A 14,267-nucleotide genomic window follows, 5' to 3' on the forward strand; every position below is an offset into this window, starting at 1 on the left:
GGCGGAACTGGTGGGCGTGCTGGAGTCGGGCTTGCTCTACTCCGCCTGAGCCTGGCGTGCGGGCCTGAGCGAAACAGCAGGCCCGCACGAAGACGGCTGGCATGGCGCAAGGTTTGCGGCCCGTACACTCGGTCTCATACTCTTAGCGCTATCTGCTCAATGAAAAAGAACCCTTCCGACCTGTCGCTCGACCTCTACGAACAGCCTGGCCACCTGATCCGCCGCGCGCACCAGATCGCGGTGTCCATGTTCCACGAGGAGCTGGGGCGCGATGTGACGCCCGTGCAGTACGCGATCCTGCGCATGCTGCAGGAGACTCCGGGCATAGACCAGGTCACGCTCGCGCTCAAAGTGGGGCTGGACAACTCGACGGCCGCCGATATCGCGCGCCGGCTTGAAGCCAAGGGCTGGATAGTGCGCGAGATCCTGCCGCGCAGGCAGCGCCGGCTCGCGCTGACCGATGCCGGCACGCAGATGTTGTCGGGCTTCGTGACCGGCGTGCACCAGCTGAGCGCCAACATGCTGTCGAACCTCGATGCCGACGAACAACAGGAGTTCATGCGGCTGCTGCAGAAATTCGTGCGCATCAACAACGACCAGAGCCGCGCGCCGCTGCGGCCCGACTGAGCGCGGCGCCTGCGCGCCGCGCCCAGCCCTTACCCGAAAGCTCAGGCGCGTGCCGTGCCCAGCATGCCGTGCGGGTCGATCACGAACTTGCGCGGTGCGCCGGCGTCGAATTCGGCGTAGCCGCGCGGCGCGTCGTCCAGCGAGATCAGCTCCACACCGACGACTTCCGCAATGTTGATGCGGTTCCACAGAATGGCCTGCATCAGCGCGCGGTTGTATTTCATCACCGGCGTCTGCCCGGTGAAGAAGCTGTGGGATTTCGCCCAGCCCAGGCCGAAGCGAATGCTCAGCGCGCCCTTTTGCGCCGCGGCGTCCTTGGCGCCCGGATCGTCCGTGACGTAGAGCCCGGGAATGCCGATCTTGCCCGCCGCCCGGGTCACCTCCATCAGCGAGTTGAGCACCGTCGCCGGCGCCTCGTGCTGGGCCCCCGCATGGCCGTGACCGCGCGCCTCGAAGCCCACGGCATCGATGGCGCAGTCGACTTCGGGCGTGCCGAGAATCAGCGCGATCTGCTCGCCCAGCGTCGCATCCAGCGACACGTCCACGGTCTCGAAGCCGACCTTGCGCGCATGCGCCAGGCGCAGCGGATTGACGTCGCCGACGATGACCACGGCCGCGCCCAGCAGCCGCGCCGAGGCGGCGGCGGCCATGCCCACCGGTCCCGCGCCCGCCACATAGACGGTGCTGCCCGGGCCCACGCCGGCAGTGACCGCGCCATGGTAGCCCGTGGGGAGGATGTCGGTCAGGCAGGTCAGGTCGCGCATCTTGGCCAGCGCCTGGTCGCGGTCGGGGAACTTGAGCAGGTTGAAATCCGCGTAAGGCACCATGACGTACTCGGACTGGCCGCCGACCCAGCCGCCCATGTCGACATAGCCATAGGCACCGCCGGCGCGCGACGGGTTGACGCTCAGGCACACGCCGGTGTTCTGCTCCTTGCAGGTCTGGCAGCGGCCGCAGGCGACGTTGAACGGCACCGAGACCAGGTCGCCTTTCTTGAGTGTCTCGACATCGCGCCCGACCTCAATGACTTCGCCCGTGATCTCGTGGCCCAGCACCAGACCTTGCGGCGCCGTGGTCCGGCCGCGCACCATGTGCTGGTCGGAGCCGCAGATGTTGGTCGAGACCACCTTGAGAATCACCCCGTGCTCGATCTTGCGACCGCGCGGATCGACCAGGTCGGGCAGCGCGATTTCGCGAACTTCCACTTTGCCCGGCCCTACATAAACCACCCCTTTGTTTCCCGCCATGATGCTCCTTTGCTGGTTGTGAAAGCTGCGCCACGCCATTCATTGCGTGTACTTAATGAAATTCAGTGTACAGAATGAGATTCGCTGACGCCGCACCGATTTGTCCACGTTTTCCCTGAACCGGCTCAGCCGGGATCGGCGTCGCGGAACATCACGAAACGCGCGGTGCGCCGCTGTATCCGCCAGCGGCCATCGGGCGCGCGCACAAACTGGTCTTCGAACTCGCCGACCAGCTGGCGCGCATGCGCGGGCCGGCCATGCGGGCCGGCCTCGGCGGCTGCGTCGCAGGACCACAGCAGCACCTGGCTCAGCGCGCCCGGCCGGCTGTCGTCCGAAAAATCGAACAGCGTATTCGTGACCAGATGGCGCGTGATGCGACCCGGCGGGCGCTGGGCATAGGCCGCGCCAATGGCCGCGCGCCCCTGCAGCGGCTCGCCGCTGGGGCGCTGCAGCACGGCGTCTTCGGCGAACAGCCGGGCCAGGGCCTGGGCATCGCCGGCGTCCGCCAACGCGGCGGCGTGCAGCACCAGATCCTGGCAGGCCTGGCGGGTGAGCAGTTGTTCGATAGTGTTGTTCATTCAATGTCTCCGTGGATTGCGCGGCCTGTGCCGTCTTGATCCAGGCCTCAAGGATTCCATGACAGGCGCGCGCGGGCCAATGCCGCTGTCGCTTCTACCAATGCGTTTTTCTTATGGGACAATGCATTCCCGCCCAAACCACCCTCTACAGAGCGCGTCGAAATGAGCCTTTCCATTGCCTCGCGGCCCGCGTCCGGCATCGCCACGCATCTTCCCACGCTGATCGGGCAGTTGCGCGCGATGCGGGCCATGCTGGCGGTGGTGCAGCACGGCAGTACCATGCGCGCCGCCGAGTCCATGCACCTGTCCCAGCCCGCGGTCGCACGCTCGGTGCTGCAGCTCGAGCAGGCCTGCAGCGCGGCGCTGTTCATGCGCGGCGCGCGCGGCATGATGCCGACCACGCTGGGCAGCCAGCTCGCGCAACGCATCGCGGCCATGCTCCAGCACCTGGCCAGCGGCGCGGCCGAGGCCCAGGCCGCGGCAACGCTCGCCGCCCGGCGCTCGCCCCTGCCCCAGCGTTTTGCCGAAATCGTTCCCGCAAGCCAGCTGCGCGCGCTGATGGCGATTGCCGATTGCGGCAGCGAAGCGCAGGCAGCGCAATCGCTGGGCCTGAGCCAGCCTGCGGTGCACGCGGCGCTGCAAGGCCTGGAGACCAGCCTGGGCCTGCAGCTGTTCTACAAGCTGACCTTCGGCACACGGCTCACGCCCGCGGGCGAAGCCCTGCTGCGCCGCGTGAAACTCGCGCTGGCCGAAGTGCGCGGCATGGACAGCGACATGTCGGCCTGGCGCGGCGAGATCCGCGGGCGCGTGGTAGTCGGCGTGCTGCCGCTGTCGGTCAGCATCTTCCTGCCGCGCGCAGTCGCCATGCTCGCCGCCAGCCACCCCGACATCGAAGTGAGCATTGTCGACGGCACCTATGAAAGCCTGATGCAGCAGCTGCTGAGCGCCGACATCGACGCCATCGCGGGCGCGCTGCGCGACGACGTGCCCGAGGATGAAGTGCGCCAGCTCCAGCTGTTCGACGACGATCTCGTCGTCGTGGCACCCGCGGACCACGCGTGCAGATGGCGCGAACAGCTCGCGCTCAAGGACCTGCTGGAATGCCAATGGGTCACGCCGCTGCCGGGCACGCCCGCGGACCGGGCCATGGTGCGACTGTTCCAGTCCCAGGGCCTGGCACCGCCACGCGGCAGCCTGAACGCCAGCAGCCCGACCATGACGCTGGCCTTCGTGCTGCAGACCGGACGCCTGGCGCTGGCTTCGCGCGGTCAGGCGCTGCAGGACAACCATGGCGGCCAACTCTGCATCCTGCCCCTGGCGCTGCCCTCGACGCGCCGGCGCATAGGCCTTGCCATGCGCGCGCAGAGCACGGCATCGCAGGATCTGGCGCTGTTCACACAGGCTTGCGTGCAGGCCGCGCGCGCTTCAACCGAGCCCGTGCTGTCGCTGGCCCGACCTCCGAAGTGATGACCGCTGCGCTGCGAACCATGGGCGCGCCATGGAACTGCGGGTGGGGGTACGGGCCTATGCCAGATCGGCAAAGCTCGGCGAAGCAATCGCCAGCGCCTCCTCCTGTGCATTCGGCACAGCATCAAGCGCGCCGTCTGCATGGAAAGTCAAGAAATCCGCAAGCGGCAGCAACTGCACCTCTTCCTGGTCATCCATTCCTTGCAGTTCATCATCGTTCTCTTCGAGAACCAAGGCAGTTCTTTGTCTTTTGACCCCGACGGCCAAGTCATCATAGCCATGGTCATCTTTCTCATTGAATGGCCCCAAGTCACCGTGGATTTTGCGACCGTAAACATCAAAAGGGCCTGTATCTTCAGGATCAGCAGACAGCACGGCGTTGATGATATGGAAATTTGACTCTCCCATATAGCTCAGCATCAATGCGGTCTGACCTGCATTATTCTTGATATCAACATCGAGCAAATTTGCACAATAGTTCTTTGCTTTACCATTGTTGCCGAACAGGATTACTGTTCTCTGAATGCCGGACACCAGAAGATTAACCATCTCCGTATTTTTATTGAAGCAGGAAATCATCAATGGCGTGTTACCCTCGGCATTCTGAAGATTGACATTTGCACTGTTCAACAAGAGCAATTCTGCACCCGCAATATTCCCAATTTTGCAGCACAGCGCAAGAGCAGAATCACCATCATTATTTATGGTATTGACATCCGCACCATTCTTCAGCAGAAACCTGACCGCAGAATTTTTCCCACTTCTACAAGAATTAGCCAAAGCGGTATCACCATTGACATCCTTGGCATTGATGTCTGCACGCATTCCTGCCGGAGCAGGGCTCTCGTACTTGTTGAATAGATCGAACGTCCATATCATATCGCCCAGCAAGACCTCTGCCATCTCCAGATTCTCTTTTTCACAGGCATGCATCAGCGCATTTTTACCCTTTTCATACGCATGATTGACATCTATCTGACGCAGGTTGACGAACTCACGTACGGTTTCAACATCGTCATTCAGGACTGCATCTGAAAACACTGCGAGCTTGGCCACCGAAAGCAGTTTGTCCATCACCTTTGCATTGGCAGCGCGCACGGCCATGGTCAGCGCCGTCCCGCCGAAATCATTGACCGCCGTAATGTCCGCACCGGCCTCTATCATCCTGCCCACCAAGATGTCGTCGCCCAGTTGTGCCGCAACCATCAAGGGTGTGATGCCCAAGGCCCCGCGAATATTGATGTCACTGTCGCACTCCAGAAATCCACGCATATCTTCCCATTCTTTCTCGGGAAATATCCAGCCAATATCTCTAGGGTGAACAATGCAAATTTTCTCAAGGAAAATTTTTCTTACCGCCAGGGTGTCTTCCAGGCTCTTTCTTTTGATGGACAGCAAGCCGCGCGAAAACAAATATCGAGCGCTATTAAGACTTCCGCCTCCATTAATAAACTCCAGAACAACTTCAGGCATGGATTTTTCACAGATATCAGAGGCAATACCCCCATCATCCGGCCATGCACTTTTATGGTTCAATACCAACTCTTTGGCCACTGACGCATCCCCGCGGATGAAAAGATGTGAGATAGAATTACTGTAGAAGGAGAGATTTATTGTCGAATCCACAGGCCTGAAGCATGCCCCCGCCTGTATCAAACCAACGGCCACATCGAAAAATTTATTGCCAAGTGCATGCGCAATTACGCTATAGCCCATATGTTCCACGCCACAAGTCATCCGATGCGTCTGATGGAAATTGACATTTCCATAGCGAATGATGGCCAAAGCTGCTGATGCATGCCCATTGGCAATGGCTTGATGGAGTGGAGAACCTACATATTTAAAATGACAATTTGCGTTCGCACCATTGATCAGCAAAAGCTTGACTATTTCTTCATGACCGCCAGCCGCAGCATATGTGATAGCATTCTTGTCTAAAAAAGTACTGCGAGTGAATTTCGCAATATAATTGACATCCACATCAGCACGAGACAATAGCTCAATAACTTCCCGAATATTTCCCAATTGGGATTGTTTCAAAAGTTCATTACATTTCTCAATATTCAAACGCATCACACATCCTAATATGCCTATTTCTGCAAATTTCTAATAGAGGTCGAGCATGCCGCTGCGGATGGACATTTGCCGCCACGCCCCCCTTTGTCGGGTGCAGCAAGGCGCGACCAGCGCTGCTGCCAGTTGCCACGCAGCACGACAGTGCATGCATTTAGATTATGCAAATAGGATGTTTTAATCAATAGCTATTTGCTATTGATTTGCTATTAATTAGGCGTTGACCTACAGATGCTGGCTTGCTGGAGGACGACGCAGGCGTAGGCGGTGCTTCCCGCGCGGACACCTGCGCTGCAGGCAGGCCTTGAAAAGACATGCACCAAGCGGCCGCGGCGCGAAGCCGCAGGCCAATAGGGGCGTCAGCGTCCCAGCCAGGCCGCCAGCGCGCGCGACACCTGGGCGGGCTGTTCCATGGTGCTCATATGGCCGCTGTCTTCTATCACCACCAGTTGCGAGCCCGCGCACAGCTGCTGCATGCGTTCGTGGCGCGACAGCGGGCTCCAGCTGTCCTGGCGGCCGCAGGCCAGCAGCAGCGGGCAATGCAGGTTTTGCAGCACGGGCGCAGCGTCGGGCCGGTTCAGCAGCGCCTCGATCTGCGCGGCGAACAGCTCGGGCGTGAAGCGCGCAACCATGTCCAGCACTTCACCGAACAGCGGCGTATCGAGCCGGTCGGGGTGCACCATGCCGCGCGCCCACTGTTCGCCCATGGCGCGCATGCCGCTGTGGCGCGCCTTGTGCAGCAGCGCCAGGCGCTTGTCGCGCTCCTGCACGCCGGCCTCGCCCGCGGCGATCGCCTCCATGCCGCTGTCGAGCAGGGCCAGGCGCTCTACGCGCTCTGGCGCCATCCTGGCGATGGCCAGCGCCACGCGCCCGCCCATCGAATGGCCGGCGAGCGAAAACCGCGGCGCCGCAACGCTGGCCAGCACGCCGCGCGCCATCTCGTCAATGGAAGCGGCCGCGCCATAGGAGGGCACGACGCAGTCGGCGAAGTCCAGCGCCGCAGTCTGCGCGCGCCAGACCGCCGCGTCGCACAGCAGGCCCGGCAGCAATACCACGCAGGGCCGGCTCATGGCGCGTCCTCCAGGATCAGATGGCCGACAGCCGTATTGGACGCGGGCACATGGTAGAAGCGGTGGCGCACATGCGGCCGCGGTGCGGGGCCGGCGATATCCGCCATGGCGCCGCGCGCGATCAGCCACATCACCAGCTCTATGCCTTCGGAGCCCGCCTCGCGCACATAGTCGATATGCGGCAGGCGCGCCAGGCCCGTGGGGTTCTCTATCAGCAGGTCGAGAAAGCGCTTGTCCCATTCCTGGTTGATCAGGCCGGCGCGCGCGCCCTGCAGCTGGTGGCTCATGCCACCCGTGCCCCAGATCTGCACGTTGAGATCCTGATCGAAGCTCTCGACGGCCCGGCGTATCGCGCGGCCCAGATCGAAGCAGCGCTGGCCTGAAGGCACGGGGTATTGCACGACATTGACCGCAATCGGAATCACCGGGCAGGGCCAGGCCCCGCTGGCCGGGTCCTGCTCGCCACACATCAATGACAGCGGCACGGTGAGGCCGTGGTCCACGTCCATCCTGTTGACGATGGTCAGATCGAAGTCCTGCTGTATCACCGACTGCGCGATGTGGCTGGCCAGCTCGGGGTGGCCCATGACCGTGGGCACGGGGCGCGGGCCCCAGCCTTCGTCGGCGGGCTGGAACTGCGCGGCCGTGCCTATGGCGAAAGTCGGAATGAAGTCCAGGCTGAAAGCGGTGGCGTGGTCGTTGTAGACCAGCAGGATCACGTCGGGCCGGTGGTCCCTGAGCCACTGGCGCGAAGGCGCGAAACCGGCAAACAGCGGCTGCCAGTACGGCTCCTGGGTCTTGCCCAGATCGACGGCTGCGCCTATGGCCGGCACATGCGAGGTGTAGACGGAGGCGGTGATGCGGGCCATCAGAGACTCTTTTCCTGCGCGCCCTGCTCGTGCAGGTAGCGGTTGCCTTCGATGGAGCGCCCTCCGCCCAGCATCATCAGCCGGTAGTCCTCCTCGTTCATGCCGCTCATGGTCGAGACCATGTTCTGCACGCTGACGCCGTCGGTCGCGCCTATTTTCACGAGGAAATAGATGTTGCCGCCCAGGGCGATGCAGGCGTTGAGGTCGCGCGCCAGCACGGCGCGCTTTTGCGCCGCGCTCATCGCCCACTCGTCGAGATAGGCGCGCTCGTCGGCGCGAAAGCGCTCGCGGTTGCCGGCCTGCATCAGCGACATGCAGAACTGGTTGAGCCAGTAGCCCTTGCGCGACTGTTCGGCGTCGAAGACCGTGGTCCCCGGAACGTCAAGATAAGGTTTGTCCAATGCCATCGGTCTGCACTTTCGGTTTCAAAGATCAAGCACCAAACGCGCGCCGCGCGCGCGCGAGCAGCAGGGGGTGAATTGGTCGTTGGCGGCCTGCTCCTCGGGCGTCAGATAGGCGTCGCGGTGATCGACTTCGCCCGCGAGCACGCGCGTGAGACAGGTGCCGCACACGCCCTGCTCGCACGACACCATCACGTCGACGCCTGCGGCCAGCAGCGCCTGGGTCACGCTCTGGTCGGCAGCGACGCTCACCACCCGGCCCGAGCTCGCGAGCTGCACCTCGAACGCCGCGTCGCCGCCGCGCGGGCCGGCATCGGCGGCGGCAAAGAACTCCCAATGCAGCCGGTTCTCGGCCCAGCCCTGTTTGCGCGCCGTGCCCAGTACCGCGTCCATGAAGCCCTGGGGGCCGCAGACGTAGAGATGGGTGTCGGGTTCGGCCGCCGCGAGCACGGCCGCGATGTCCAGCCGCTGCGCGGCCGCGCCGTCGTCGAAATGCAGCTGCACCTGGTCAGCGAAGGGCGCGGCGGCAATGCGGGCGCGAAACGCCATGCGCTGCGCCGAGCGGCCGCTGTAATGCAGGCGAAAGCGCGCGCCCAGCAGCGCCAGCCGTTCGGCCATGCACAGGATGGGGGTCACGCCTATGCCGCCGGCCAGCAGCAGATGGCGCGGCGCGTCTGCGGCCAGCGCGAAATGGTTGCGCGGCGCGCTGATGCGCAGCGCGTCGCCTTCGGCCACGAGGTCGTGCACCGCGGCCGAGCCGCCGCGCGAGGCCGGGTCGCGCAGCACGGCGATCTGGTAGCGGTGGGTCTCGGCCGGGTCGTTGCACAGCGAGTACTGGCGCACGATGCCGCCGGGCAGATGCACGTCGACATGCGAGCCCGCGGCAAACGCCGGCAGCGGCTTGCCGTCCGCGGCGACGAGTTCCAGGCCGCAGATGCCTTCGGCCTCTAGCGTGCGCCGCGCGACGCGCACCTGCAGCTCGGCGCGGGTATCGGCCATCATGCGGCCTGGCCGCGCTCTTGCGCCAGCAGCCGGTCGATCACCCGGCGCGACTGCACGCCGCCGGCGTCGATGTTGAGCAGCAGCAGCTTGCGCTCGGGCCAGGCCGTGAGGTTGGCCTGCTGGCGCTCCAGGACTTCGGTGTCCTCGCCAAACACCTTGCCCTGTCCTTCAAGGATGGACGCGGTGAGCGCCGCGTCCTGCGGCCGGAACTGCCGCGCCATGCCCCAGTAGTAATGGTGCGTGGTCTCGGTCTCGGGCGTGATGAAATCGACGACGATGGACGACACCTTCTTGTCCGCGGGCGCGCCATGGCCGCCATGGCCGGCCAGCGCCACGCCGACTTCGATCATCACATGGCTGGGCGGCTCGAAGTGGCAGATCTGCCAGCGGTCCACGGGCTGGTCGTCGGGCAGGCCGTTGCCGCGCAGCGCCATGCGCCAGAACGGCGGGGCTTCTGGCAGGCCGTCCATGAAACGGCTGGTGGTCACATGGTCGCCGTCGACCTTGGTGATGCAGGGCGTCTCGTCGATTTCCTTCTGGCCTATGGACGTGGAGTGCACATAGGTCTCGTGCGTCAGGTCCATCAGGTTGTCTATCATCAGCAGATGGCCAGCCTTGATGTGGTAGTAGCCGCCGCCATAGGCCCATTCGGGGCTGTGAGCCCAATGCAGTTCAGGAATCAGGCCGGCATCGGCCTTTGCCTGATCGCCGGGCCAGACCCAGACGAAGCCATGGCGCTCCTGCACCGCGTAGCTGCGGATCGCGGGAAAGCCGCGCACGCGCTGGCCGGGCATGGCCACGGTCTTGCCGTCGCAACCCATCTCCAGGCCGTGGTAGCCGCAGACCAGCTTGCCTTCGCAGACCGTGCCCAGCGACAGCGGCGCGCCGCGGTGCGGGCAGAAGTCCTCGACGGCGGCAATGCCCTGGGGGCCGCGAAAGAACGCCATGCGCTCGTTGCAGATGGTGCGCCCCAGGGGCTTGTTCTCGGGAATTTCGTCGGCCCTGCAGGCTACGTACCAGGTGTTCAGCAAAAACATGATGGATCGTGGAAAGAGTGAGAGAAGTACGCCTCAGTGGGCCGAAGCGATGCGCGCTGCGGGCACCTGCGCCTGGGCCGCGCCCGTCGCCAGCACCGCCAGCGCCGCGGCCACCAGCGGCAGCGCGAACACGTAGTACAGCGACGCCGGGCTCCAGCCGCCGTCGAGCAGCAGTCCGGCCATGAAAGGCGCGACGATCGCGCCTATGCGGCCTATGCCTATGGCCCAGCCCATGCCCGTGGCGCGTACCGCCGCCGGGTAGGTTGCAGGCACCAGGCCGTACAGGCCGGCCATGGAGGCAAACAGGAACACGCCCAGGCCCACGGCCGTGGCAAATGCAAAGCCCAGGTTGGCCGACGCGGCGCCGAACAGCGCGGTGAACAGCGCATAGAGCAGCATGCAGCCGAACACCAGGTGCTTGAGCTTGGCCTTCAGGGCCAGAAAGCCGAACAGGCTGCCGCCGACAATGCCGCCGAGATTGAGCAGCACGCCGCCCGTGACGCCCTGCTGGGTCGACATGCCGGCCTGGACCAGCAGCTTGGGCGTCCAGCTCAGCGAAAAGTAGACGCTGAACATCAGCAGGAAGAAGCTGCCCCACAGGATCAGCGTGGGACGCGCCAGGCCGTTGCGAAACAGCGCTGCGACGGTATTGCCCTGCGGCGCCTCGCCCGCGCGCTGCACGGGCAGCTGGGACACCTGCGCCTGGCCCATGAGCGCCATCAGCCGGTTGAGCTTCTCCAGCGCGCGCGCCGGACGCCGGCCCAGCAGGAAGTCCACCGATTCGGGCAGGCGCCACAGCACGACGGGAATCATCAGCGCCGTCGCCAGGCCGCCGAAGACAAACACCGAGCGCCAGCCATGGTGGGTCAGCAGCCAGGCGGCCATCAGACCGCCCAGCGTCGCGCCTATGGGGTAGCCCGTGGCCTGCAGCGCGATCGCCGTGCTGCGCCATTTCTGCGACGCGAACTCCGAAGTGATCACGCCCACGCTGGCCAGCATGCCGCCTATGCCCACGCCCGTGATGGCGCGCAAGGCTGCGAGCTCGATATGGCTGCGCGCCATGGCCGACAGCAGCATGCCCGCCGACACCACGACCAGGCACAGCAGCACCACGGGCTGGCGGCCCAGGCGGTCGGCCAGCGGGGCGACGAACAGCGAGCCTATGGCCATGCCGATCAGCCCCGAGCTGAACAGCACGCCCAGTTGCGCGCCGTTGAGCTGCCACTCGGCAGCCACGGCCGAGGCCGTGAACGCCATGACGAGAACGTCGAAGCCGTCCAGCATGATGAGCATCATGCAGATGGCGACGGCCAGGCACTGAAACGACGTCATCGGACCGTCGTCCATCTTCTTGCGAATGTCATTCATACAAGTCCTTGTGGGAGCAGGTTGTCTCCATGTCCAGCCGTCACCGCGGCGACCGCTGCGCGCGACTGGTTTCTTTGGTGGAGCTATGCACGCCCATCCCGCTTCACGAAGGCAACAGGCGAGCCAGCTCTTGCGTCAAAGTATCGCCACCACAGTGAAAAGACACCAATGCGAAATCAGAAATCAGCTATGCGTTTAGCTGATGACAATCTGATTGGCCAGGTGAATGAGGAATAGGCAAGGGGTGCAAGCCCGCAGCGCCGACGATGCGAGAAAGCGGGGTTCTGCCGCTCCAGGGCACAGCGAGTACGGCCTCACGCCGATCTTGGGTCGCCGCAATCTCCCGGGAAAACACCTAACAAGTTGGCATTGCAACTGGTTGGTATGCCAACCATAATTTGACGCATATCAACACGACTTGCGGCAAGCCTGCACGCAAGCGCCAACCCAGGAGACACCCGATGAACCCCTCCCGCCGCACGCTTGCCCGCGCTCTCATTGCCGCCTCCGGCCTGGCCCTGGCCGGCGCGCCCGCCCTGGCCCAGGGCGCGGCCGTCAAGGTCGGGGTCATAGGGCCGTTCTCCGGGCCTTTCGCGCATTACGGCGCCTTGTTCAAGGCGGGCGTGGAAGCCTATGTGGCCAGCCAGGGGGGCAAGCTCGCGGGCAAGGACATCGAGTTCATCTACCGCGACACCGGCGGCCCCAACCCGGGCCAGACCAAGACGCTGGTGCAGGAGCTGATCGTCAAGGACAAGGTGGATTACCTCGGCGGCTTTGTCTTCACGCCCAATGCGCTGGCCGTCGCGCCGCTGATCCAGCAGTCGCGCACGCCCACGGTGGTGTTCAACGCCGCGACCTCGGCCATCACCGAGAAGTCCGAGTATTTCCTGCGCACCAGCTATACGCTGTGGCAGGTCACGGTGCCGCTGGCGCAATGGGCCGCGCAGCAGAACATGAAGAAGGTCGTCACGGCCGTGACCGACTACGGCCCGGGCATCGATGCCGAAGCCGCGTTCAAGAGCGAGTTTGTCAAACAGGGCGGCACTGTCGTGGAGAGCATACGCATGCCCATTGCCACCACCGACTTCGGCCCGTTCGTGCAGCGCATCAAGGCCAGCGGCGCGCAGGCGGTCTATACCTTCCTGCCCGGCGGCCCGCCCAACCTGGGCTTCGTCAAGGCCTACAACGAGAACGGTCTGGCCAAGGCCGGCGTGCAGTTCCTGGGCACGGCCGAGACCGACGAGTTCGATCTGCAGAAGTTCGGCGACTCCGCGCTGGGCCTGACCACCGCTTTCCATTACTCCGGCGCGCATGACTCGCCCGAGAACCGCAAGTTCGTCGACGCGCTGAAGAAGCGCGATCCGGCGGCCGTCGCCAACTACGCCTCGGTGGGCGCCTGGGACGGCATGTACGTGATCCACAAGATGATAGAAGCCACGGACGGCAGGAAGGATGGCGCCAAGGCGCTGGCCGCGGCGCGCACGCTGCAGTGGGAAAGCCCGCGCGGCCCGGTGCGCATCGATGCCAAGACGCGGCACATCACGCAGAACGTCTACCTGCGCAAGGTGGAGCGCGCGGGCGGCCAGCTGGTCAACAAGGAGCAGCAGAGCTTCGGCCCGCAGACCGACTTCGGCCTGGGCAAGTGAGCCGCCGCCGTTCGCCATGAACACGCTTTTCAACATCCTGATCGACGGCCTGGCCTACGGCATGGTGCTGTTCGTCATCGCCGTGGGCCTGTCGGTCACGCTGGGGCTGATGCGCTTTGTCAACCTGAGCCATGGCGCGTTCGCCATGGTCGGCGGCTACTGCGCGGCCTGGCTCACGCGCGAAGCGCAGTGGAGCTTCTGGCTGGCCGTGCCGCTGGCGATCGCCGCCACGGCGCTGCTGGGCGCGCTGCTCGAGGCGCTGGTGCTGCGCCACCTCTACCGCCGCAAGGAGCTCGACCAGGTGCTGTTCACCATAGGCCTGAGCTTTGTGCTGATTGCCACGACCAATGCGATTGCGGGCCCGCAGGTGCAGCTGATCACGCTGCCGCCGCTGCTCGCGGGCTCGGTCGACCTGGGCTTTCGCACCCTGCCCGCGCAGCGCCTGCTGGTCATAGGCGCGGGCCTGGCCGTGGCGGCCGCCGCCGCCTGGACCGTCACGCGCACGCGCTTTGGCGTCTGGCTGCGCGCCGCCGTGGACCACAGCGGCACGGCCTCGGCGCTGGGCATTCCGATTCGCACCGTGCAGTGCGCGAGCTTTGCCGCGGGCGCGGCGCTGGCCGGCTTCGGCGGCATTCTGGGCGCCGAACTCATGCCGCTGGAGCCGTACTACGCGCTCAAGTACCTGGTGCTGGTGCTCGTGGTGGTGGCCGTGGGCGGCATGGGCTCGATTGCGGGCTCGCTGGTCGCGGCCGTGCTGCTGGGCACGATTGAAACCGCGAGCCGCTACCTGGCCTCGGGCTGGGGCAGCCTGTTCTTCTTTGTCGCCATGGCCGCGCTGCTGGCCTGGCGTCCCAACGGACTTCTCAAGCGATGAACTCCCCC

The 14,267-nt window shown here is 64.6% G+C and carries 13 protein-coding genes; 4 read left to right on the top strand and 9 right to left on the bottom strand.

Going from position 1 to position 14,267, the window contains the following annotated elements:
- Nucleotides 1–159 precede the first annotated feature (159 nt).
- Complete coding sequence (locus RR928_RS15370) at nt 160–627, top strand: MarR family winged helix-turn-helix transcriptional regulator (RefSeq protein ID WP_332538369.1); 468 nt, start codon at nt 160–162, stop codon at nt 625–627.
- 41 nt (nt 628–668) lie between these two features.
- On the opposite strand, the gene fdhA is transcribed toward RR928_RS15370, so the two are convergent.
- Together fdhA and RR928_RS15380 are read right to left on the bottom strand one after the other, a co-directional pair.
- Entirely contained in the window at nt 669–1,874 is a 1,206-nt protein-coding gene (gene fdhA / locus RR928_RS15375) for a formaldehyde dehydrogenase, glutathione-independent (RefSeq protein ID WP_332538371.1), read from the bottom strand.
- A 125-nt stretch (nt 1,875–1,999) separates the two neighbouring features.
- A complete protein-coding gene (locus RR928_RS15380) occupies nt 2,000–2,452 on the bottom strand; it encodes a nuclear transport factor 2 family protein (RefSeq protein WP_332683186.1) in 453 nt (150 codons plus the stop codon).
- Between the two features lie 162 nt (nt 2,453–2,614).
- Here RR928_RS15380 and RR928_RS15385 point away from each other — a divergent pair, with 162 nt between their 5' ends.
- Nucleotides 2,615–3,919, top strand: coding sequence for a LysR family transcriptional regulator (locus RR928_RS15385; protein ID WP_332683188.1), 1,305 nt, complete (start codon nt 2,615–2,617; stop codon nt 3,917–3,919).
- 57 nt (nt 3,920–3,976) lie between these two features.
- Here the strand turns inward: RR928_RS15385 and RR928_RS15390 are convergent, their stop codons facing one another.
- The 7 genes from RR928_RS15390 to RR928_RS15420 form a co-directional block, all read right to left on the bottom strand.
- Nucleotides 3,977–5,992 carry an ankyrin repeat domain-containing protein gene (locus RR928_RS15390; RefSeq protein WP_332683190.1) on the bottom strand — a complete coding sequence of 672 codons (2,016 nt, stop codon included), beginning with the start codon at nt 5,990–5,992 and terminating at the stop codon, nt 3,977–3,979.
- 359 nt (nt 5,993–6,351) lie between these two features.
- The gene (locus tag RR928_RS15395) at nt 6,352–7,062 is read right to left on the bottom strand and encodes an alpha/beta fold hydrolase (protein ID WP_332683192.1); all 711 of its coding nucleotides are present in this window, start codon (nt 7,060–7,062) and stop codon (nt 6,352–6,354) included.
- Nucleotides 7,059–7,931, bottom strand: coding sequence for a class III extradiol dioxygenase subunit beta (locus tag RR928_RS15400; RefSeq protein ID WP_332538376.1), 873 nt, complete (start codon nt 7,929–7,931; stop codon nt 7,059–7,061). Before RR928_RS15400 ends, RR928_RS15395 begins: the two co-directional genes overlap by 4 nt.
- Nucleotides 7,931–8,338 (bottom strand): protocatechuate 4,5-dioxygenase subunit alpha, encoded by a 408-nt coding sequence (gene ligA / locus RR928_RS15405; RefSeq protein ID WP_332538377.1) that lies wholly within the window; start codon nt 8,336–8,338, stop codon nt 7,931–7,933. Before ligA ends, RR928_RS15400 begins: the two co-directional genes overlap by 1 nt.
- 18 nt (nt 8,339–8,356) lie before the next feature.
- Nucleotides 8,357–9,331: a PDR/VanB family oxidoreductase gene (locus RR928_RS15410; protein WP_332538401.1), complete on the bottom strand. Its 975-nt coding sequence runs from the start codon at nt 9,329–9,331 to the stop codon at nt 8,357–8,359.
- Nucleotides 9,331–10,371: an aromatic ring-hydroxylating dioxygenase subunit alpha gene (locus RR928_RS15415; protein ID WP_332538378.1), complete on the bottom strand. Its 1,041-nt coding sequence runs from the start codon at nt 10,369–10,371 to the stop codon at nt 9,331–9,333. The genes RR928_RS15410 and RR928_RS15415 overlap by 1 nt, the downstream gene beginning before the upstream one ends.
- 33 nt (nt 10,372–10,404) lie before the next feature.
- The gene (locus RR928_RS15420) at nt 10,405–11,739 is read right to left on the bottom strand and encodes an MFS transporter (protein WP_332549127.1); all 1,335 of its coding nucleotides are present in this window, start codon (nt 11,737–11,739) and stop codon (nt 10,405–10,407) included.
- Between the two features lie 461 nt (nt 11,740–12,200).
- On the opposite strand from RR928_RS15420, the gene RR928_RS15425 reads away from it, so the two are divergent.
- Both RR928_RS15425 and RR928_RS15430 read left to right on the top strand, forming a co-directional pair.
- Nucleotides 12,201–13,385 carry an ABC transporter substrate-binding protein gene (locus tag RR928_RS15425; protein ID WP_332538380.1) on the top strand — a complete coding sequence of 395 codons (1,185 nt, stop codon included), beginning with the start codon at nt 12,201–12,203 and terminating at the stop codon, nt 13,383–13,385.
- A gap of 16 nt (nt 13,386–13,401) precedes the next feature.
- Nucleotides 13,402–14,259, top strand: coding sequence for a branched-chain amino acid ABC transporter permease (locus RR928_RS15430; protein WP_332683196.1), 858 nt, complete (start codon nt 13,402–13,404; stop codon nt 14,257–14,259).
- Nucleotides 14,260–14,267: the final 8 nt, after the last annotated feature.

It is taken from the genome of Comamonas sp. (assembly GCF_036666375.1).
In the GTDB taxonomy this organism is placed as follows: Bacteria; Pseudomonadota; Gammaproteobacteria; order Burkholderiales; family Burkholderiaceae_C; genus Comamonas.